Raw genomic sequence first — 19950 nt, forward strand, 5'->3', positions numbered from 1 at the left:
CGATGTAATAAGATGACAGTAATTACGCTTTAAAAGAAGCCGTCTCGAACAAGAAGAGCATTAGATTATGTCAAATTACGATCAACTTATTTCCCATTACCAAACTATCAATCACTTTAATCATGCCCAGGCTATGCTCGGTTGGGACGCCGCTGCGAATATGCCTGCTGGTGGTAACGAAGCTCGCTCAAACGCCATGGCGGAATTGTCGGTTCATGTACATCGCTTATCGACTCAGCCACAACTTAGCGAGTGGTTCAATAATGCCGAAAACGAAACCCTAACCACAGAGCAAACAGCCAGCTTACGAGAAATGAAACGCCAATGGCTGCAAGCCACGCTTTTGCCAGAAGAATTAGTGCAAGCACAATCTAAAGCGGGTTCTAAATGCGAGCACGCATGGCGAACACAACGCCAAGAAAACGACTGGACAGGATTCGAGAAAAATTGGAAAGAAGTGGTAACCCTATCTCGCGAAGAGGCTCAAATCAGAAGTGACATATTAGGCCTCACACCTTACGACGCCATGCTCGACAAATTCGAACCGGACACCACGACTGTGTCGCTTGATGTGCTTTTTTCAGACGTAAAAACATGGCTACCAGAGCTGATTGAGAAAGCGCTCGCAAAACAACAAACTGAATCCATCATCATGCCATCTGGCATTTACCCAACCGCCGCTCAAAAGTCGCTTGGGTTAGACATCATGAAGTTATTGAAATTCGATTTCGACCATGGCCGATTAGACCAAAGTGTTCATCCATTTTGTGGTGGCGTACCATCCGATGTGCGCATCACCACACGCTACGATGAAAGCGACTTTGTACAAGCGCTAATGGGCATCGTTCATGAAACAGGTCATGCTCGTTACGAACAAGGTTTACCGAAAGCCTTTGCTGGTTTGCCAGTAGGTGAAGCGCGCTCTATGGGAATCCATGAATCCCAATCCTTATTCTTTGAGATGCAAATTGGCCGTAGCAAAGACTTCATCACACACTTGTTACGTCTTTCAAAAGACGCCTTTAACGCACACAAAGACCCTGTATTTACCGAAGACAACCTCTACAAACTCTACACACGCGTAGATAAAGGCTTTATTCGAGTCGACGCCGACGAACTGACTTACCCAGCGCACGTCATTCTGCGTTATGAAATCGAACGTGACCTAATTAACGGCTTAATAGAACACACAGACGTACCAGAAGTTTGGGATGAGAAAATGAAAGCCACCCTTGGTATATCAACCAAAGGCAACTTTAAAAATGGCTGCATGCAAGATATACACTGGACAGACGGCGCCTTTGGCTACTTCCCAAGCTACACACTCGGTGCCATGTACGCCGCGCAATACAAAGCGACCATGACACAAACTGTCGACATAGATGCCGCCATTAAAAGCGGCGACCTAACCCCAATCTTCCAATGGCTCAGCGACAACATCTGGTCACAAGCCTCGCTTCACACCACAGATGAACTGATAAAACGCGCCACAGGTGAAACGCTAAATGCCGCGCACTTTAAAAAGCATTTAGAAGGACGGTACTTGTAAAACGAACGGTTCCTTCCCCTTTTTCCTTTTAAAATAGAGAGCAAGGGGAAGGTCAGGATGGGGTTCTTGGTTTTGTTCTCGTTCTCACGCTCCTGCGTGGTAATGAATAGCATTCTGCTTTTAAGCATCATCGTCTTGGAGAGCAGGCTGGAGATTATTACTACAAGGGTCGTACACTACGTGAAGCGTCGAGTTTTTTAACGTGAAATTCGTGGAGCCCCCCTCAGACTCTAATTATTCAAATATCGAAATCCATATCGAGGATTATTGATACTTCTTGTGATTTTGAGTGAATAGGATCATAAATATCAGAATAAAATTGGATTATTTCAGTTTTGATTATATTTGAAAATTCTTCATATCCACCAGAGGCTTGTAAATAGTCGAATGCAGAAACAGATATTGTATTATCTAAATCGCCCTCTCTTGTATTTATTTTACTTTTCTTCTCAATAGCCATCAATTCTGGAATTTCTAATTTTTTCATGGAAAATTTTTGTTGTTTCAAATTAATGCTAACATTTTCAAATAGATGATCAAAAAAAATTTCCTCAGCTTCATATTTAAACATTCTTCTTCCTTCTTTGAAAAGCGAGAGAGTCGAAAGTAGGTTTTTATTTGCTATAACTTCCATAGTGTCACAATCATAAACCCCATCAAATATATTAAAATTAATTTTCTTAGAAATTAAAATTTTTCTTATTATATCATCAATTATTTTGTTTTTTTTATCATATTCTAATTGAGTTAATTTATTTAAATTAAAATACTCGATTACCAATAGAGAGTTATAATCGTCTGTGTCAATTTTCTTTAAAAATTGAAGAACATTATCAAACTTATCTTCTATATCCACAACTTCAGCCAATTTTTTATAGAATTTACCTTTATGCTTATGTGGTAAAGATGCAATAAATTTAGCAGCATGGAACTCTTGCACTGATTTATGTAAGTATACATATTTATCAAATCCATCTTTTTGAATTAAACATGTAATATTTATAAAATCTTTTTGTATTTTTTCAATATCTTCTAGTGAAATCTGGTTAAGTTTAATGGCTGATTTTAAATGGTTGTATAAACTTTCTTCAGTGAAATCTAAAGCTCCTTTATTTATGCTATCAAAGGAAAAAGCATTGAATATATTGTTTGCGTCTATTGAAGATGTTTTTGAATTTCTTTCACGATTAAAGTTTTTAATTTTGTCATGACGACTGTAAAGGGTTATAAATAATTTGTCATAAAAATCAATTATATTTTCTGGTACTATATCTAGATATGGGTAACACACGTAAAGTAAATTAACTAAAATTGGAGTAATCAAAGTTTCTTGTAAAGGAATGTTGTTTGTTATTAATTCTGGTAATTCAGATAAATTGTTTTTTTTGTCTAATTTAGATAAAATAGCAATGATGTCATTTTTTTTTAGGTTCATTACCCTTAAATTTGTAATATTAGGTTCATTACAAATTTCAGTGTCTGGCCTAGTTGTTACGATAACGTTACAATTAAACCTAGTTTTTAATTGAATAATTTCGTTGAGTAATCTTAGTCTATTGATAGATGCAATTTCATCGAAACCATCTAACATAAATACTATTTTTTTAGATTGCAGAAGTAACTCAACATCTCCATCGGAAAATGATAACCCAATGTCTATTAATTGTTCTTTAAAATAGTCTAGTATAGAACCGTTTTCAACACGCCTTAACTCAATAATAAAAGGAAACCGTTTACCATTTTTCATTTCTTCAAGAAATAACTTCCTTAAAATAGTACTTTTTCCTTGTCCTGCAAGGCCAACAATATTAATAATATTACTGAATGTTAATGTAGTGTGATCGGTTACAATGATCTCATCGCCATTAGATTGCATTTTGAGTTTTAGCGGAGTGTATATCTCATCAAGGTAAACATCTGATTCAGCACTATGCAATGTACGCATTTTCATCTGTCGACTTACATATTTATCTACATAAGTATGTGTTGTATAATCTTCTGATAACTGCTTTAAGAGTTCTTTTCCTGCTTCTGTATCATGATCCCAAACGGTATCAAGGAGTTTCTTTGTTAGGTACGTTACAGTTTGCTTTAGAGCTACCATTGTAAGTGTTGTAGTTACGGCTTCCATCAATTCAATCCTTTTAATATGCATTCTAAATATCAAATTAAACATTATAGCGGAAAACAATTGGTTAGAATATAACGACTTATTTAAACAAGAAGAAACGTGATAGAAAACATCACAATAACAGGGCAGTAAATTTAAAGCTTACTCTAGCTCCATGATTTAATGACTAGAATTATACTAGCTTCTTCTCTACTAATTTACTTTCCACGATTGTCTAATCTTCCTACCAAAATAAATTACCTTCATTTCAATTAATGTCGTTGGTGCTAAATCACCTAATATGCCATCGTTAATTTCTTTCAGATCCTTAAAATCCATTCATATTAAGCCTTTCACGGTTTATTTTCAGTAATCAAAATAAATCAAAATAAATCAAAATAAATCAAAATAAATCAAAATAAATCAAAATAAATCAAAATAAATCAAAATAAATCAAAATAAATCAAAATAGTAAGAGCTTGTCGGTTAAACTCTCCAGTAATAATGCTAATTGGATCAAACACATGCCTCACAACTACATATCTACTTTTAAAAACTGGCTTTCTCTATTTTATTTGGTGCCACCCACCCTTAAAACCCAGTCATACCAAGCTTTTAAATTCTCTACTTGAGGATTTGTTTTTTCACTTTTCCTTCGATTGCTTATTTTAGAAAAGTGACAGTGCGACTTATCAGGATTACAATGACTTCTCATAGAACTCAAGAGAACCTCGGAGGGTTGGTATGGCGTTGAAAGCGACTTCAGTGAGATTGGATGAAGAGACTTTATCCAGAATAGGTGAAATGGCGGATGCTATTGATAGACCTAGAGCTTGGTTAATGGCGCAGGCGATAAAGCAGTATGTAGAGCGAGAAGACGGTTTTATTCAAGATGTTCAAAAAGGAATTGAAGCAGCGGATGCTGGACGTTTGAGAAACCACGAAGATGTAAAAGCTAAATGGGAGGCAAGGCGTGCAAATCAAATGGACTGATTTAGCGCAAGACGATTTAGATCGTGTGGAAGATTATATTAGTAGAACAGAGCATGCCTCTATTGCATTGGCGACGGTGCTGACTATTTTAGATTCTGTTGAGTTAATGTTGCCGATTCATCCGAAAGCAGGGCGTTTGGGACGATTAGAAGGTACAAGAGAATTGGTTGTTAGTAATGTTCCTTTCATTGTCATTTATCGGATCGCTCAGTCAAATACGGATGCGTTGAAACACGAATTACAGATATTAAGAGTGATGCACGATGCTCAATTATGGCCATTGGACTGATGTTTTATAGTACCACCCACCTTTAAAACCCATTCATACCAAGCCTTTCACTTTAAGTTTCTAACACTCCAATGTCATTTTTACGGTATTTTCAAACAGGCACTGCCTGCGATAAGCAAGCTGTTATGACAGAATAGGGCATTATCTAAAGTGGCTGGAATAGATCGGTTTGAGCTTACTTTTATCTGTCTTCGTTCACGGTTCATTTTCAGTACTCAAAATAAATCAAAATAGTGAGAGCTTGTCAGTTAAACTCTCTTTCTTTATATATGCGGTAATATTGCTAACTGGGTCAAACACATGACACAAAACTACACACCTACTTTTAAAAACTGGCTTTCTCTGCTGCTACTCATTCTGCTGTGGGGAACGTCATTTATGTTTACCGCTGTCTCACTGGAAAGTTTTAGCCCTGTAGCGATAGTCTCTCTTAGGGTCTTGATTGCAGCGATTATTCTAACGCTCTTTATGTATGCCAAGGGTTGGCGTTTACCTGTGGAGCCGTTGGCTTGGGCGGTATTTTTGCTGCTGGGTATTATGGGTAACTTGTTGCCATTTTTTCTGATCTCCACAGGTCAGAAGGATATTAGCTCGGGCATTACAGGATTGTTGATGGCATTTATGCCGCTGGCGACCATGATTTTGGCACATTATTTTGTGGTAGGGGAAAGTCTTAATCGCTTTAAGATCTTCGGTTTTGTATTGGGTATTACTGGCGTGGTAATTGTGCTTTGGCCATCCTTGGTCAGTGCTCACAGTAACTTGCTGAGTGGTCTATTGATCTTACTTGCTACGTTTAGTTATGCAATTAATGCTATTTTGGTGAGGCGATTGCCGTCCTATAACCCCGTTGTCAAAGCGGCTGGTATGATGATTATTTCTAGTATCGTTATTGTGCCGTTGTGGCTGTGGCAAGATTTACCCTGGCAACAAAGTTATTCTTTAAAAGCCACGTTATCCTTGTTGTGGCTAGGTATCGGCCCAACTGCGTTTGGCACCATTCTCTTGTTTGCTGTTATCGCCACGGCAGGCCCGACGTTTCTTTCGTACATTAATTACCTGATTCCTATCGTGGCGTATTTTACTGGCGTGCTTCTTTTGGGCGAAGCCATGGAATGGCGCAGCCTAGCAGCAATGCTATTAATAATTTTAGGGATAGCGCTAACGCGCAAGCGGGTTACTGATTCAATACAGCAACCAAGATAGATACCTTAAAGGGATCTGACCCCTTAAAACCTACGTGTGTAGTTGCTTACAAAGGTCGTTGTGATTTCTTCTGCAACACGTTTGCGCATCTCTGCGGCGGTTTCCATGCCTAGTTTACCCAATGTATTGAATAATTTTTGGTGATATTCAAATGATGTATGCGCAACTGTTTTGTTTGGGGCAGGTAAACCATCAACAAGGTGTCTTGCGATAACCTAAGTGCGATGGTTTTCTAAGGAATGTATGGTTTTGCTAGTAGTGTGGAATAAAGTCTTTTAATATCAATTAGTAATAATTTACAGTGCACTCTTTTATAAGCGTTAATGAACTGTGGATGTATGAAGTAACGCGTATTCTTGAGGAAAAAGTTTAATATGCTGATGTTGAATAAAACTGTCATTGTTACCGGTTCAAATTCTGGGATTGGAAAACATTCAGCAATTGAACTGTGTAAAATGGGGGCTCATGTTGTCATGGCGTGCAGGGAGACCGCCTACGGTAATGAAAAGTCGGTATTCGATGTCATGAAAGAAATAAAGGCGTTGAATCCAAATGCTCAACTGTCCTTCATACCCTTAGATTTAGCGTGCTTTGAATCTATTCGAAACTTTGTTAATCAGTTTAATCAAAAACACAGACGCCTAGATGTTTTGCTCAATAATGCAGGGGTTGTTTGTCTTGATAAGCAAAAAACAGTTGATGGTTTCGAATTGACAATGGGTGTTAATCATTTGGGGCCTTTTCTATTAACGAACCTTTTGTTAGATACGCTTATAAGTACCCCTGGCGCACGTGTTGTTAATGTTTCTTCTAAAGCTCATGCGAAAGGTAATATTAAATTTTCCGGGAATACGATTAAAGAGCGACGACCTTATCGTGGGCTTATCACTTACGCTGATTCAAAGTTAGCGAACATCTATTTCACTCAAGAGTTAGCTGAGCGTTTAAGTGATCATAAAGTAACTGTTAATGCGTTACACCCAGGGGGAGTGGCAAGCAATATATGGCCTGATTCGAAAGGGATTGTTGGGATGATTAGGCGGCGGATAATTAAAAATCTGAAAAAACCAGAGCAGGGTGCGAGTACGTCTATTTATCTTTGCTCATCGCCTGAAGTAGAGGGTGTGTCAGGAAAATATTTTTATAAGAAAAAACAGATTAATCCACATAAACGAGCGGAAAAAATCGATATAAAAAAGAAGTTTTGGCAAGTATCTGCAGCCTGTACTGGTCTAGAATGAATACTTGTTTGTCTCTATGTTGAACAAGCATACTTCTAAATCTGCCAAATAAAAAAGACCGACATAATGACGTTATCCCCAATAGTTGGGTAATCAAATCGGTCTTTTTCATTTCAAATCTTTAATAATCCAACGCCATTTGTGCCATTTTCATTGTGTTTTCAAACGACGCGCAGCCTGCGATAAACAAGCCGTTGTGGCAGAAGGTGGCATCGTCTAATCCTGTTACGTCTTGTAGTTCTTTATCAGACAATCCAGCCCACGGCGCGGGGAGTTTTTTGCGGTCTTCAAATGAACCTAGCTCAACCGGCACGGTTTGGATGCGCCACTTTCCTTGCGACGGGTAAATCATGAACAAGGCGTCTTGCGATAATCTAAGCACAGTGGTTTTCCAAGGTGTGTATTGTTCCAATACGATCACTCTTGGATCAGCGGCGTTTTCTATGGCGTTGGCGACGATGGTTTTTGCGTTTACACCACCACTTGCCGCAGCAATGAATCGAGTTAATAGGCGTGATGCATAAGAAACGGCTTCATCAAAACAGGCATCAAAATCGCTCTCTTCCTGCCATGTTGGGTTAAACATTGAGATGGTTTGGCTCAGGCTGATGCCAGTTTGTACGCCTTCTACGTGTCCACAATCTATTGCGTCGATAGTGGATACTAAATTCTTGTCTAATGAATTAGCGACTTCTTGATTGCCTGAGCAGATTTCTACACCGTACTTTTGCCAGATCAATCCAAAGGATGAAAATGGAATGCCGTTTTCTCGTGCGCCTGCGCCACCTTTTTGGTGATGATCGAAACGGTCTGTTTCTGCGTCGTATATTCCGCCTACGTCTAACACTATGTCCGCTTTGGCGATGACATCTAAGTCACGTGTGCGTATTAATTCTACCGATGGGAAAATGTGTTTAAGTGCTGCTACCGCAAAAACATCGTCTGCGTGAAAGTTGCCATTGTGCGTTGCGATTACTTTAACTTGTTCAGTCATTCTATAGTCTCTTTTGTTGATATCATTTCACTTAACAGCACACACGTACTAAAAATAAGAATTTTACGGGGTTTTAATGATGGGCGACACCGTTCATTTTAGGTTTTTTAAAGAACACCCAAGACGAGCATAGTTAAGTTGGCTATTTTCGGTTAACGATCATTTATTACTCTCACGAAATTTATCAACGAACCATCTTATTGCTCTGCCTTTATTACTCATTCTCCAGCCAATAAAAATTGGTGTTACTGGTGCGTCTTTATTGATTGGGAGAGCGATTAATTCTCCTGTTTTAAGTTGATTTCTAATGCGATGGGCAGGTAAAAAGCCTATGCCTAACCCTCTAATTTGCGCTGCTATCTTTTGTTCTAAAGAGGCGACTCGTAAAACGGTTTGTTTTTCAAATAACCTATGGGTCATCGCTGGGGATTTTTTAGAAGAGTCTTTAATGATGATTGAATGAAAGGGTTTTGTATCTTCTTCTGATAGAGGGAGTTGGTATTCAAGCAATGGGTGATTTTTTCCTACAGCAAATTGCCAATCTATTACTGCAATTTCTTCAAATTTAATGCCTTGTAGATTAGTTTGTGGAGAGGGCGCGCCAATAACTAGGTCGGCTCTGTGCTCAACAATAGCTTCCCAGCTTCCAGCAAGTACTTCTTCTGTGATGTTAACTTCTACACCTGTGTTAAGTTGGTAAAACGCTTCAACGACTTTGTATAACTTATCAATATCATAAATGGTATCGATCGCTATATTGATGTGAGACTCCCAACCGCTGTCCACTTGTTTTGCCGTTTCTATAATGGTTTCAGCGGCTTTAAGTAATTCTCGGCCTTGCTCTAATAGTACTTTACCAGCTGGCGTTAAGATGGATCTGCGGCCCTCTCGGCGGTAGATGACAATCCCTAGATCTTCTTCTAATTTTTGTACTGTATAGGTGATTGTAGATGGTACGCGATATAAAGCAGAGGCTGCTGCGGCAAAGCTGCCTTTTCTATCTATTGCATCTAACACTTCACAAGCATCTAAAGATAATTTCACCAGCTCACCTATTTATACAAAAATTGATTCAGACATCTATATGGGTATTTTTAACTCTCTTTAAAAACTTCAAATATCTTTATATAAAAATGTTCAGTTATATCGAACATATTTGTCAGTATTACTTTGTTTTAATCGAACAGTTAAAACCTATAATAGCTTTACAGTTCGAAAAAATAAAACAGTAAGTTGATTTTGTAGTCAGGCCATTATTAATGGAATAGGACATTAAAATGCAGAGATTAAATAGAGATTCATTGCACAGAGGTGGTTTTGCAGGATTAAGAGAAACTCGTCTTGTTGTTGATTACAAAGTTGGTGGACAAAACGATACATGGAATGGAATTGGTAACTTTATCTATTTAGCGGATGCGCGTTTTATGCCTAAAGGACAAACGGGCATGCATCCACATAAAGAGCTAGACGTTATTTCTATTATGCTCGAAGGCAGTATTGAGCATCAAGGCTCACTGGAGAACGGCAAGTCTATGCACGCCAATCAAGTGCAAGCACAACGTGCTGGTGGTGAAGGTTTTGTTCACAATGAAATGAATCCAGACAACACAGAAAACAGAATGCTGCAATTGTGGGTGTTACCTGAAACGTCAGGTGAGCCTGCAAGCTATAAATTTCACGAGCTTAAGAAAGACAGAATGGTCGCGGTTTATGGTGGTAATACATCACAAAATATCACACTTGATAGCCATACGATTATTGAAGTTGGTTTACTCACTAAAAATAAGAATGTCATTCATGAGGGCGAGTTTATTGCTTACATCACAGGTGGTGAAGGCATTTTAAATGGTATTGAAGTAAAAGACGGTGACTTGGTTCGTGATGAAAAACTAGATTTTACCGTGATCAGTGAAGACGTTCATTTAACGCTTATTTATGTAAATAAGGCTCATTAAAGCGCTTTTTTGTATAGAAAGTGAAACCGTTAATCAATGAAAGCATTAACCAGATAATTCATAGGAAACTCAATCATGAAAAAAATATTAGCCGTGTCAGCAAGCAACAGCAAAAACTCTATCAATCGAACGCTATTAGAGTTGGCATCCAGCAAAGTAGAAGGGTATGGCGTTACTATGCTGGATATCCGAGACTACCCAATGCCTTTTTTTAGTCTAGACAGAGAAGAAAACGAAGGGCATCCAGAAACCGCTAAACAAGTTCGTGCGTTATTTGCGGAATATGATGCGTTTATCATTTCTTCTCCAGAGCATAATGGATCAATGCCTGCTGAGTTTAAAAATTTAATAGATTGGGTTTCTCGTTTAGGCGATTTACAAAATCCAATGTTTGCTACCAATAAGCCGGTGTTTCTCCTTAGTACTTCACCAGGCCCAAGAGGTGGCACAACTAATCTTCAAGCATTAACGCAACTAATGCCGTTTTGGGGTGCGGATGTGAGGGGGTCATATAGCTTAGGTAGCTTTTATGATTATTTTATCAATGGGAAATTAAATGCGGAAAAAGAGCAAGAGCTTACTCATTCGGTAACAAGCTTTATCAACGGACTTTAATAACTCAAATGTTATATCTTTAATGGTTGTTAGCCACTTTTCGGTGACTAACAGCAGGCGTTTCATCTTATTTAAAATATCAGTAACATTGGCAAGAAACAGGCTTAAAGATGAAAACTCTAGAGCCTGTTTTTATCTTAGGACTGATCATCAATAAAGGCTTGAACCAAGTGTTCATAGAGCTTTTCTGTCGGTGGAAGTGGCTCAATATGCTGCGCTAGGCAGGTGTGCACTTCTGGTTTTATTCTTTCGTCATTATTATTCAATTCGTAGCATAAATTGATCGGGTAAATTAACTCATCAATAATCACGTCGATCAATATACAGGCTTGAACCAGTATGATTTTTTCTTGGGTCTTTGTTGTCAGGATGCGTTGTGCCGTACCAATGATTTTTTTGCCACCGAGATTGACGTTGTAATCTCCATCGCAATAAGAATGGGGCGTGGCGTGTACTTCTGCTGTTAAACCAAAGCCTTTAAAAAAGCGTGTCAGCACATTGCACAGATTAATATAGCCTTGTTTTATTAAGTCCGATGACGATGAATCGGCCCGATAAATGTGTGACAAGTTAATCACGCCAGAAGTTTGTGGAACTGGTGCACCACCGGTTCGCCTTGGTAAAATCAGCCAACCATTATCTTGTAATTGAGTGGTTAGATCAGGATTGGCTTGCCACTTCTGACTAGCAGGCAGTACCACGGTGTTGTCTCTGGGCTGCCAAAGCAACAACGCCTGCTGCAAATCATCGGATTTAACTTGGCTCAACAGCTCCGCTTCTTTTTCAAAGGCTCCACTTACCGTTGTCTCGGTAAGCCGTACGACTTTGTATTTATTTTTTTTCATCAAAAGACCTTTCACCAAGAAAAATTAGTAAGAATCTATATCGTAAGAGATATTAGGGCGTTTGGATAGGATCGATAAAATCCCTTACTTTTAAAATCTCTATGTACTTCCCTGTGTGTTTTTCCTTTATGATAGTCGGCATTAGTATTTGAACTTAAATTGGAACTTTTAAATTATGAATAGAACTCCTACACACAAGCCACGCCCGATGGTTGATTTGCTCGTCAGTGTTATTTTACCGTCTCTTATTTTGATGAAGTTAAGCGGTGAAGACGCATTAGGTGTTAGTGGTGGTTTGGTTGCTGCGTTGGCATTTCCTCTTGGTTGGGGGCTTTTTGAGTTAGTGAAGTATAGGAAGTTTAACTTTATCGCTTTGTTGGGTTTAGTGAGTGTTTTGATGACAGGCAGTATTGGCCTGTTTGAACTTGATAATCAATGGTTGGCAATCAAGGAAGCGGCCGTTCCAGCAATCATTGGTATCGCGGTTTTGGTGTCTACCTTTACGCCTTATCCTTTGATTCGTGCATTGCTTTTCAATTCCTCTGTGATGGATACAGAAATCATCAAACAGAAATTGGAAGAGAACAACAGTACAGAAATGTTTGAGAAAAAGTTGATGAATGCGACTTATTTTATCGCGGGCTCTTTTGCTTTTTCAGCAACGATGAATTACGTGTTGGCGAAATGGATTGTAACCAGTCCTTCTGGAACCGAAGCCTTTAATGAAGAGTTAGGTCAAATGACGTTATACAGTTATCCAATGATTGCTATTCCTTCTATGATCATGATGATGGCGATTTTTTATTACCTGTGGCGCAGTATTAGTAAAGCGACAGGTTTAAAATTAGAAGACTTAATGCTTAAGAAGTAAGCCTGCTAAAGCCTAGTTATTAGCTATTAAACATAAAAAACCAAACCCTAGTTACCCTTCAAAAGGTAAATTGGATTTGGTTTTTTTGTGTTTGTTCAATATTGTTTATAGATGAGCGCATTACATATTGTAAACGCCACCATTAATATCAAGTGTCGCGCCGGTGATGAAACCGTCGTATTCAGATGCTAAATACGCCACTGCTCGTGCCACATCATCTGTGTTGCCTGCACGTTGTATTGGAATGCCTGTGATGGTTTCGTCAGCAGATTCTTTCGTCGTATGTGTATTATGGAAAGAAGTGCCAAGGATTAGCCCCGGAGCAACGGCGTTTACTCGAGTGCCTTGTGGCCCTAATTCAGCCGAGAGTGCTCGTGTTAAGGTCAGAATCGCGCCTTTGCTTGTTGAGTAAGCAAGTGACCCTGGGTGGCCACCTTTGCGACCCGCAAGGGATGCTAAGTTAACAATGCTGCTGTTTTCTTGTTTCGCAAGATAGGGCGATGCGGCACGGGTGACAAACATCATAGACGTTAAATTGATGTCCATTACTTTATGCCAAAATTCCGCATCCATTTCGTTAAGTAATCTTCTCGCAACCAAAGAACCTGCATTGTTAATCAGTATGTCCAAACTACCTAGTGCTTTAACGGTTTGCTCAACCAATGCATTGGCTTCTGCTTCATTTGTTAAATCACCACTTATCGCAACGGCTTTCTGCCCTTTATTTGAAGCGTATTTGATTAATCGGTTGGCTGTATCCGCACTGGAAAAATAGTGAATCGCAACGTTTGCACCACTATCAATAAAACTTTTTGTGATCGCTTCGCCAATGCCTTGAGCACCCGCGGTAATGAGAACGTTTTTTCCAGTTAATTTATTATTCATATACTTCCAAACCAATATAATTGAGAACGCTAGTATGACAAGGTAATACTGAAACGGTTTTAAATAAACAGTTCATTGTCATCTTGCATCATGACGACACCCGCTTACAAGCTTAGTCGCCCAAGTGCAAGTCAGATACTTTCTTCACTTCTCAGGGTGAGTACTTCATAGCCTGTTTTTGTTACCAAGATAGTATGTTCCCATTGCGCTGAAAGTTTTTTGTCGGCGGTAACCACAGTCCAGCCGTCTTTCTTCGTTTTGGTTTTGGTTTTTTTAAATTCAAGTGCTTTTAATGAAATAAGGCGTTAATTAATTTAATACCTTCCTCTTGTCCGCCTCTGTTGTAAGCATCTAATAAAGCGGAACCCAAAATAGCAATATCTGCTTTGCCAATAAGCTGTTCGATCTGAGCTCTTTCTCGTAACCCAAAACCCACACCTATCGGCGCATTGGCGTGTTGTTTGATTTCCGCCAAATAGTTATCTAATGACGTTGTATGATGGTTGTTTTCATGGGCTTTGTCTTCATGAACAGAATGCCCTGTTACGCCAGAACGCGCCACACAATACAAGAAACCATTGGCTTGGCTGGCTAACATGGCAAGGCGATCTTTTGGTGTTACAGGCGTAACCAACCAAACAGGATCAATTTGGTATTTTTCACAGGCTGCACGATAATCTACCGCTTGTTCTATGGGTAAATCAGGTAAAATTAACCCTAGAATATTTTCTTCTGAAGCACGTTTGGCAAATTTTTCTAAACCAAATCGATACATAGGATTAAGGTAACTCATCAAGACAATGCGACTTTCTGGAAAGTCTTTCGCCAGTTTGCCTAATTGTGCCAAACAAGTTTCCACGTCTAGCGTTTGTTCCAATGCTTTGTGGCAGGCAGCCACAATACTTGGGCCATCGGCGACTGGATCCGAAAATGGGAATTGTACTTCGATAAAATCCACGCCTTCTTTCATTAGGCGCGCCATCCAATCCAAACTTTCTTGAACCGTTGGGTAGCCATAAACCACATGCGTCATGGATAAGATGGGTTTTGTTTGGCGTTTTTTATCAATAAAAGCGGCTAACTGGCTCATGCGTTTTGCTCCTTATTGTCCACGTGATTGGTTGGGTACGATGCAAGGTAGTCGGTTAAGAATTGTGGGAAGGTTTCGTCTTGTACGGCTTTCGCGACATTGAAAATGTCTTTATCACCGCGACCAGAAAGGTTGATCACAATCTTCGAGTCTTTTGGTAAATTAGGCGCATCTTTAAACGCACCAGCCAAAGCATGAGACGATTCCAACGCAGGAATAATGCCTTCTTTTTTGAGTAATAATGTACAAGCCGCAATCACTTCATCGTCCATGGCGTAGGTCATTTTAATACGCCCCGTTTCTGCTAAATGCGCGATGATAGGCGAGACGCCAACGTAATCTAAACCTGCTGCAATGGAATGCGTTTCTTGTAATTGTCCCGCTTGGTCTTGCAAGAACATAGTCGCAAAACCTTGAGCAATACCCGGTTGTCCGAGGTTATGAGACAAGCGAATAGAGTGCTCACCAAGTTCTAACCCTTTACCACCCGCTTCTACACCGACCATTTCCACGTCTTTATCATCAAGGAAAGGTAAGAACAAACCACACGCATTTGAACCACCGCCGACACAGGCATAAAGACGATCAGGAAATTGTCCGAATTGTGCCATGCTTTGTTCGCGAACTTCATCACCAATGACCGATTGAAAGAAGGCGACCATTTCAGGAAACGGTGCACAACCACAAGAGGTACCGATTAAGTAATGGCTGTCTTCGTGGCTGGAAGACCAATCACGTAAGGCTTCATCTAACGCATCGCGTAAGGTTTGCGCGCCCGTCGTCACAGGCACAACGGTAGCGCCAAGTTGTTTCATCCAAAACACATTTGGGTATTGGCGTTCTATGTCTTTCGCACCCATGTAAATGGTGCATTCTAGCCCTAAACGAGCGGCGACTAATGCAGTTGCAATACCGTGTTGTCCTGCGCCCGTTTCAGCAATGACGCGTGTTTTGCCCATACGTTTGACGAGTAAACCTTGGCCAATCACGTTGTTCATTTTGTGCGCGCCACTGTGGTTTAAATCTTCTCTTTTTAGGTAAATCTGTGCGCCGCCGAAGTGGTTGGTGAGGTTTTCACAATAGGTAAGTGGCGTAGGACGGCCAGAAAATTGCTGCCATTGTTTGTGCAGCTCTGCGAGGAACGTTGGATCGTTTTTGGCCTCTTCAAACGCCGTTAAGATTTGTTGTTGGCTTGAGTAAAGAATTTCTGGAATGTAACTACCGCCGAATTGCCCGTAGAAACCGTTCTCGCTTTTCATGGTGTTTACCTCTTTGATAAATGTTTAATTTATTAACTAAACGGTTTGGTTAATTTAATCGTGTTTAGAGAAATCGTCAAGTGGTTTTTTTAGAGAAAAAATTGTAGATGGCAGAGTCCATTACAACACCTCGCTCCACGCGCAAGCGCGAGAAGTCGCTTAGGTGTTGTTAATGAACGCTGCTTCTGTCGAAGTCACTCTAGGTGAATTTTGTTGAATTGCATTGCTAAATAAAAACCGCTTTGTGTCTAAACGCAAAGCGGTTTTTTGTGAGATATATGTTTACATTAAGTGAAGTTTTTACTCAGCGGGTTCCCAGATGCGAAGGCGATCTTTGCGCATTTGAGATTTCTCAGCGGGAGAGGCGCCCCAGTTGTTGTCATAGACTTTGCCTTCCCAATCGCCATAAGCCGGGTTTGGTAGCATGATGAATTGTGTACCGAATAGGGCTTTGTTTTTCTCAACAGCGGCGAGGGTGTCTTCTAATGATTTGGTGTGAAAGTCAGAAGAGAAGTCGTTTAGGTTGTCGCCTATGAAAAGTGCAATGTCATAGTTTGCTTGAACCGCTTGACGACGAGGTTCTTTGTCGCTGGTGGACGTTCTTAGCATTAGGTGGTCGTCGTCAACATTTGGAAACCCAAGTTCTATTAGGTTTTTACGAGTGCCTTCTAAGCCAACGACTTTGCGGTTGGTCACATAGAACACTTCGCCACCGCTTTTGGCAACGTAGTTTAAAAACTCTGTTGCGCCAGGCATGGCGGTTGCTTCGCCTGCGTCCATCCATTTTGCCCATGTAGAGCTTGAGTAGCCAAAGTCTTTATCGATTAACCACGCTTGATACGCACCGTTGTCTATGACAGCTTCATCAGCATCAACGACGATGGCAATTTTTTTATTGCCTGTGTGAGAATCTGAAAAAGCATCAAATTGCATTTTGGCTAGGTTGAAGGCTTGGTATGACAAGGCTTTGAATTCACCTGATGCCTGCATCCATGTTGCCGCAAGAACAGATTGTTCGTTTAAGTTTTTGGCAGTAAAGGTCGTATCTTCAGCGAAAGCAGGTGAAGATATACTTCCGACCAAAAAAGCGGTGACTAATGTTACTGTACGAAGAGAGGAAGAAAGCATTATTTAAATTCCTATTGGGTTACAAACAGTAAGAAAACATACCAGTATCTAATGCTTTAATAAACGAGGGATTACAAATAATGTGGCGTTGAAAACTGAAGGAAGGTGTTTGTCTTTTGTGGTTATACCATAAAAACGGAACCATTTTTATATCGATAGGTTAGAATGAAAAACATAACGAATATTTAGGTTTATAGAGGCAAGCATGGCGAGAGGAAGACCGAGTAAAAAGGCGCATATTATCGATGCAGCCTGTGGTTTGTTTACTAAGCAAGGTTATCAAAGTACCAGTATTGACCAAGTTGTAGTAACGGCAGCGGTTTCAAAACCTACGGTTTACAGTAACTTTCCGACCAAACTGGTGCTGTGGGAAAATGTTATAGAGTCTTTAATTGAACGTGCGAAAGACGACATGGAAACGACATTATCAAGTTTACAGTCTGCGCTAAAAACACCGGATAACACAACACTGATCTCTGGTTGGATAACGCTTTGGCAAACTTGGGTTAAGAAACAAGAACGCCTTGCAGTGTATCGAGTTTTGTTAGGCGAGCAGCATAAAATGGCAACATCGACCGTAGCATTATTTGATCAGTTTGAAACGGTTTTAGAGTCTGCGTTGCAAGCTTGGCTATCAGGGTTTGATGTGATCGAATCGTCTTTATTTACTTTAAAAGCGGTGACCAAAGAAGCTTTATTAATGCCAGCATTACTTCATCAAAAACCAATGGATTCGATAGAATTGATGAAACAGCTCGAACTATTAACTAGAAATAATAAGATAAAGTAAATTGGTGTTGAGGGTCATTGCTTTCTTGTTTAAATACATTATATTCATATCCAAAAGCGCTGTTTTCTCTTCTATAAAAGGTTAAAGAGTGTTCATCTAAATTTTTTATTTCATACTTTATAGACAGCTGCTTAGTATTCAATTGTACGCCTGAATATACTGGAAACTTTAGAGTCGATCGCAGTTCTATGCTAGGTAAAACATACATTTTTAGTTCAAATGCATTTGACGCTACACCAACTCCTGTACTTATCACTCCTTCTAACTTATTGGCATCATTCCTTTCAATACCAAGCTTAAGTCTCCAAGAAGGTTTTTTTGTTACGAAATTTAATGGTGTGATTGCTTGAATATTCAAAAGCTCTAAGGCGTTCAGGCTTGTTGATTCTTTTGTTTGCGTAAGTTCAATAGTTCCTGCTGATAACTTTGAAGATATGAAGTGATGTGGTCTTTGTTCAAAGTGATCAAAATCAATTGCAGATAGTTTTATATTGATAGATTTTTCTTGTATCGATATTTTTGCTGAAGAAATCGATACCGTATCAAGGCTTTCATCTGATGTGGTCTCTGATATAGGGAGTTCAGATAATAGAGAGTTATCTTTTCCATATGCTGTAAGAAGCTGGGTATAAGCTTGATTTGGGTTGTGATAGCTTTCAAAGCTTAACCTAGAGGCGAGTACGGCAACATCGCCCACTTTTTTATTGTGACTTAAATACGTTCTATCATTATCAAAGAACATATCTTTCACTAAGTTTCTCTGTCTGTAATGTAGAGCTTGATAACCCTTATTGAAGGTGTTGAATAAAGAATGTATTTCAAATCTAGAAGAGCTCGTTAGGTGTTGTTGTACTTTTTTCTCTATAAAAACAGGTGTAATTATTGAAGGGCTATTTTCAAAGCAGTCACAGGCGTAATTCAAAGCATCATATAAATACGTAGAACAATTTCTGGTAAAGAAGTTATAAGTTAATTGATCTGATAATTGACTATCAAAGTAATTCACGAGCTTTTCTGTATTGAATGTTGATTTTGGAAGCTTGATAAACCGTAAGTTTCTCGATTCCTGATCATTATAGAAATCTATTACTTGATGCAAAGGAATGACGTTTAACTCTGCATGAATAAATGAAAATCCACCTTTGCCAATTTGCTCAAAAGTACTAAGGCCTTCGGTTGGAGCGAGTACTGAAATAACAGGCGAGAAATAGAAGTCTTTTTTATCCAAAAACAAAAGTAACGAATGCCCAAAATAAGACATTGGCGAATTAAGACTTTCCCCTGCGATGATTAAGTAAGGGTCTTTGTTTTTTAATAGCTGTTGAAGATCATATTCTTGAGCTGACAGATTGGTATTACATTTTGATAATAGATCTTTTAATTTGGAATTAAGCTCGTAAGCTTCTGTTATTTCAAGCAATTCTGGCGAATGCAGTTGATCTGAATGACAACCTGTTAAATCGAACTGATTTTTTAGACTCTTATATCCAAGCCCTTTTTTCTTTTCAATTTGGGAAATGAGAGGAGAGGCATTTTTTAAAAAAAATTCAGTGAAACTAGGGTCAAAAATAACATTTTTTGCAGAGATGTGAAGCGGAAAAACCAAACATATCAAACTCAGGAAAAAAGTGAGTAATTCTCTGTATTGATATGTTTGGCGCATTAGTGGCTGTAACTTATTCTTCTTTCTTTGGCATCTCTACATAGATGGCATTTGGTGCGTATTCGTATACAGCGCCCGTAATTAAATCTGTTGTTGAGTAATCCCAAAAAATGCTAAGAAGAGCAACTTTATCGAAAGATTTAGTGATTTCACGAGTAACTGCTTTATACCCTTCTTTCCGAAACATAACAGTTTGAGCTTTATTTTTCTTGAATGAAGCGCTTACTGGTGTTCTACCAATTAAAGCTCCATCAACATAAACATCAACATCTTCTACATCAGAATTGAATGTTAATGTCTGACTAGTTCCAGAAATAACTGTTGCACAACCAGTTAAAATTAGTGTTGTGAAAACGAAGGTAGCAATAATAATTTTTTTCATTTTAGTTCCATTAAAATTTATTTAGGTTAGTTTTTTCGCGCGTCAATTATACATATCATGTCAGTTTTGTGTATATATTATGTAC

General features: G+C 39.1%; 19 protein-coding genes and 1 pseudogene. 9 read left to right on the plus strand and 11 right to left on the minus strand.

What is annotated here, in order from left to right; translation table 11 throughout:
• The first annotated feature begins 67 nt into the window (after positions 1–67).
• A complete protein-coding gene (locus MUS1_RS06650; RefSeq protein WP_036160393.1) occupies positions 68–1549 on the plus strand; it encodes a carboxypeptidase M32 in 1482 nt (493 codons plus the stop codon).
• A gap of 238 nt (positions 1550–1787) precedes the next feature.
• On the opposite strand, the gene MUS1_RS06655 is transcribed toward MUS1_RS06650, so the two are convergent.
• Complete coding sequence (locus MUS1_RS06655) at positions 1788–3680, minus strand: NACHT domain-containing protein (protein ID WP_036160395.1); 1893 nt, start codon at positions 3678–3680, stop codon at positions 1788–1790.
• Positions 3681–4403: 723 nt separating this feature from the next.
• Between MUS1_RS06655 and MUS1_RS06660 the strand changes: the two genes are divergently transcribed.
• The 4 genes from MUS1_RS06660 (at position 4404) to MUS1_RS06675 (ending at position 7388) form a co-directional block, all read left to right on the plus strand.
• Entirely contained in the window at positions 4404–4652 is a 249-nt protein-coding gene (locus MUS1_RS06660; protein WP_036160397.1) for a CopG family ribbon-helix-helix protein, read from the plus strand.
• Positions 4633–4941 carry a type II toxin-antitoxin system RelE/ParE family toxin gene (locus MUS1_RS06665; protein WP_036160399.1) on the plus strand — a complete coding sequence of 103 codons (309 nt, stop codon included), beginning with the start codon at positions 4633–4635 and terminating at the stop codon, positions 4939–4941. The genes MUS1_RS06660 and MUS1_RS06665 overlap by 20 nt, the downstream gene beginning before the upstream one ends.
• 300 nt (positions 4942–5241) lie before the next feature.
• On the plus strand, positions 5242–6147 hold the full coding sequence (locus tag MUS1_RS06670; protein WP_036160400.1) for a DMT family transporter: 906 nt from the start codon (positions 5242–5244) through the stop codon (positions 6145–6147).
• A gap of 374 nt (positions 6148–6521) precedes the next feature.
• The gene (locus MUS1_RS06675; RefSeq protein WP_051436146.1) at positions 6522–7388 is read left to right on the plus strand and encodes an SDR family oxidoreductase; all 867 of its coding nucleotides are present in this window, start codon (positions 6522–6524) and stop codon (positions 7386–7388) included.
• Between the two features lie 121 nt (positions 7389–7509).
• Here MUS1_RS06675 and MUS1_RS06680 read toward each other — a convergent pair whose 3' ends face one another.
• Together MUS1_RS06680 and MUS1_RS06685 are read right to left on the minus strand one after the other, a co-directional pair.
• Positions 7510–8382, minus strand: coding sequence for an MYG1 family protein (locus MUS1_RS06680; protein ID WP_036160401.1), 873 nt, complete (start codon positions 8380–8382; stop codon positions 7510–7512).
• A gap of 159 nt (positions 8383–8541) precedes the next feature.
• Positions 8542–9426 (minus strand): LysR substrate-binding domain-containing protein, encoded by an 885-nt coding sequence (locus MUS1_RS06685; protein WP_211236435.1) that lies wholly within the window; start codon positions 9424–9426, stop codon positions 8542–8544.
• Between the two features lie 233 nt (positions 9427–9659).
• Here MUS1_RS06685 and MUS1_RS06690 point away from each other — a divergent pair, with 233 nt between their 5' ends.
• Together MUS1_RS06690 and MUS1_RS06695 are read left to right on the plus strand one after the other, a co-directional pair.
• Entirely contained in the window at positions 9660–10337 is a 678-nt protein-coding gene (locus MUS1_RS06690) for a pirin family protein (RefSeq protein ID WP_036160405.1), read from the plus strand.
• 75 nt (positions 10338–10412) lie between these two features.
• Positions 10413–10952, plus strand: a complete 540-nt coding sequence (locus MUS1_RS06695; RefSeq protein WP_036160406.1) for an NADPH-dependent FMN reductase — start codon at positions 10413–10415, stop codon at positions 10950–10952.
• A 137-nt stretch (positions 10953–11089) separates the two neighbouring features.
• Here the strand turns inward: MUS1_RS06695 and MUS1_RS06700 are convergent, their stop codons facing one another.
• Positions 11090–11797, minus strand: coding sequence for a lipoate--protein ligase family protein (locus MUS1_RS06700; RefSeq protein ID WP_036160408.1), 708 nt, complete (start codon positions 11795–11797; stop codon positions 11090–11092).
• A gap of 175 nt (positions 11798–11972) precedes the next feature.
• Here MUS1_RS06700 and MUS1_RS06705 point away from each other — a divergent pair, with 175 nt between their 5' ends.
• Entirely contained in the window at positions 11973–12668 is a 696-nt protein-coding gene (locus MUS1_RS06705) for a VC0807 family protein (RefSeq protein WP_036160411.1), read from the plus strand.
• Positions 12669–12788: 120 nt separating this feature from the next.
• On the opposite strand, the gene MUS1_RS06710 is transcribed toward MUS1_RS06705, so the two are convergent.
• From MUS1_RS06710 to MUS1_RS06725, 5 genes and pseudogenes are all read right to left on the minus strand, one after another.
• On the minus strand, positions 12789–13553 hold the full coding sequence (locus MUS1_RS06710; protein WP_036160414.1) for an SDR family NAD(P)-dependent oxidoreductase: 765 nt from the start codon (positions 13551–13553) through the stop codon (positions 12789–12791).
• A gap of 131 nt (positions 13554–13684) precedes the next feature.
• Positions 13685–13825: pseudogene (locus MUS1_RS16235) on the minus strand (type I methionyl aminopeptidase); the annotation flags it as partial.
• Positions 13826–13842: 17 nt separating this feature from the next.
• Positions 13843–14643: a tryptophan synthase subunit alpha gene (gene trpA, locus MUS1_RS06715; protein ID WP_036160416.1), complete on the minus strand. Its 801-nt coding sequence runs from the start codon at positions 14641–14643 to the stop codon at positions 13843–13845.
• Positions 14640–15902: a tryptophan synthase subunit beta gene (gene trpB / locus MUS1_RS06720; protein WP_036160418.1), complete on the minus strand. Its 1263-nt coding sequence runs from the start codon at positions 15900–15902 to the stop codon at positions 14640–14642. Before trpB ends, trpA begins: the two co-directional genes overlap by 4 nt.
• A gap of 300 nt (positions 15903–16202) precedes the next feature.
• Positions 16203–17030, minus strand: coding sequence for a 5'-nucleotidase, lipoprotein e(P4) family (locus tag MUS1_RS06725; RefSeq protein ID WP_036160420.1), 828 nt, complete (start codon positions 17028–17030; stop codon positions 16203–16205).
• Between the two features lie 205 nt (positions 17031–17235).
• Here MUS1_RS06725 and MUS1_RS15660 point away from each other — a divergent pair, with 205 nt between their 5' ends.
• A complete protein-coding gene (locus MUS1_RS15660) occupies positions 17236–17820 on the plus strand; it encodes a TetR/AcrR family transcriptional regulator (RefSeq protein ID WP_051436147.1) in 585 nt (194 codons plus the stop codon).
• On the opposite strand, the gene MUS1_RS06735 is transcribed toward MUS1_RS15660, so the two are convergent.
• Together MUS1_RS06735 and MUS1_RS06740 are read right to left on the minus strand one after the other, a co-directional pair.
• Entirely contained in the window at positions 17798–19483 is a 1686-nt protein-coding gene (locus MUS1_RS06735; RefSeq protein ID WP_036160426.1) for a lipoprotein N-acyltransferase Lnb domain-containing protein, read from the minus strand. The genes MUS1_RS15660 and MUS1_RS06735 overlap by 23 nt on opposite strands.
• 13 nt (positions 19484–19496) lie before the next feature.
• Complete coding sequence (locus tag MUS1_RS06740; RefSeq protein ID WP_036160433.1) at positions 19497–19865, minus strand: PEGA domain-containing protein; 369 nt, start codon at positions 19863–19865, stop codon at positions 19497–19499.
• Positions 19866–19950: the final 85 nt, after the last annotated feature.

The sequence above is a fragment of the Marinomonas ushuaiensis DSM 15871 genome (genome assembly GCF_000521805.1).
GTDB classification, from domain to species: Bacteria; Pseudomonadota; Gammaproteobacteria; order Pseudomonadales; family Marinomonadaceae; genus Marinomonas; species Marinomonas ushuaiensis.

Excerpts from the sequence above, each read along its gene's own strand:
- MUS1_RS06680 (WP_036160401.1), bottom strand. The coding sequence starts at position 8,382 with ATGACTGAACAAGTTAAAGTAATCGCAACGCACAATGGCAACTTTCAC.
- MUS1_RS15660 (WP_051436147.1), top strand. The coding sequence starts at position 17,236 with ATGGCGAGAGGAAGACCGAGTAAAAAGGCGCATATTATCGATGCAGCC.
- trpB (WP_036160418.1), bottom strand. The coding sequence starts at position 15,902 with ATGAAAAGCGAGAACGGTTTCTACGGGCAATTCGGCGGTAGTTACATT.
- MUS1_RS06690 (WP_036160405.1), top strand. The coding sequence starts at position 9,660 with ATGCAGAGATTAAATAGAGATTCATTGCACAGAGGTGGTTTTGCAGGA.
- trpA (WP_036160416.1), bottom strand. The coding sequence starts at position 14,643 with ATGAGCCAGTTAGCCGCTTTTATTGATAAAAAACGCCAAACAAAACCC.
- MUS1_RS06655 (WP_036160395.1), bottom strand. The coding sequence starts at position 3,680 with ATGGAAGCCGTAACTACAACACTTACAATGGTAGCTCTAAAGCAAACT.
- MUS1_RS06650 (WP_036160393.1), top strand. The coding sequence starts at position 68 with ATGTCAAATTACGATCAACTTATTTCCCATTACCAAACTATCAATCAC.
- MUS1_RS06695 (WP_036160406.1), top strand. The coding sequence starts at position 10,413 with ATGAAAAAAATATTAGCCGTGTCAGCAAGCAACAGCAAAAACTCTATC.
- MUS1_RS06740 (WP_036160433.1), bottom strand. The coding sequence starts at position 19,865 with ATGAAAAAAATTATTATTGCTACCTTCGTTTTCACAACACTAATTTTA.
- MUS1_RS06705 (WP_036160411.1), top strand. The coding sequence starts at position 11,973 with ATGAATAGAACTCCTACACACAAGCCACGCCCGATGGTTGATTTGCTC.
- MUS1_RS06725 (WP_036160420.1), bottom strand. The coding sequence starts at position 17,030 with ATGCTTTCTTCCTCTCTTCGTACAGTAACATTAGTCACCGCTTTTTTG.
- MUS1_RS06710 (WP_036160414.1), bottom strand. The coding sequence starts at position 13,553 with ATGAATAATAAATTAACTGGAAAAAACGTTCTCATTACCGCGGGTGCT.
- MUS1_RS06700 (WP_036160408.1), bottom strand. The coding sequence starts at position 11,797 with ATGAAAAAAAATAAATACAAAGTCGTACGGCTTACCGAGACAACGGTA.
- MUS1_RS06670 (WP_036160400.1), top strand. The coding sequence starts at position 5,242 with ATGACACAAAACTACACACCTACTTTTAAAAACTGGCTTTCTCTGCTG.
- MUS1_RS06675 (WP_051436146.1), top strand. The coding sequence starts at position 6,522 with ATGCTGATGTTGAATAAAACTGTCATTGTTACCGGTTCAAATTCTGGG.
- MUS1_RS06735 (WP_036160426.1), bottom strand. The coding sequence starts at position 19,483 with ATGCGCCAAACATATCAATACAGAGAATTACTCACTTTTTTCCTGAGT.
- MUS1_RS06660 (WP_036160397.1), top strand. The coding sequence starts at position 4,404 with ATGGCGTTGAAAGCGACTTCAGTGAGATTGGATGAAGAGACTTTATCC.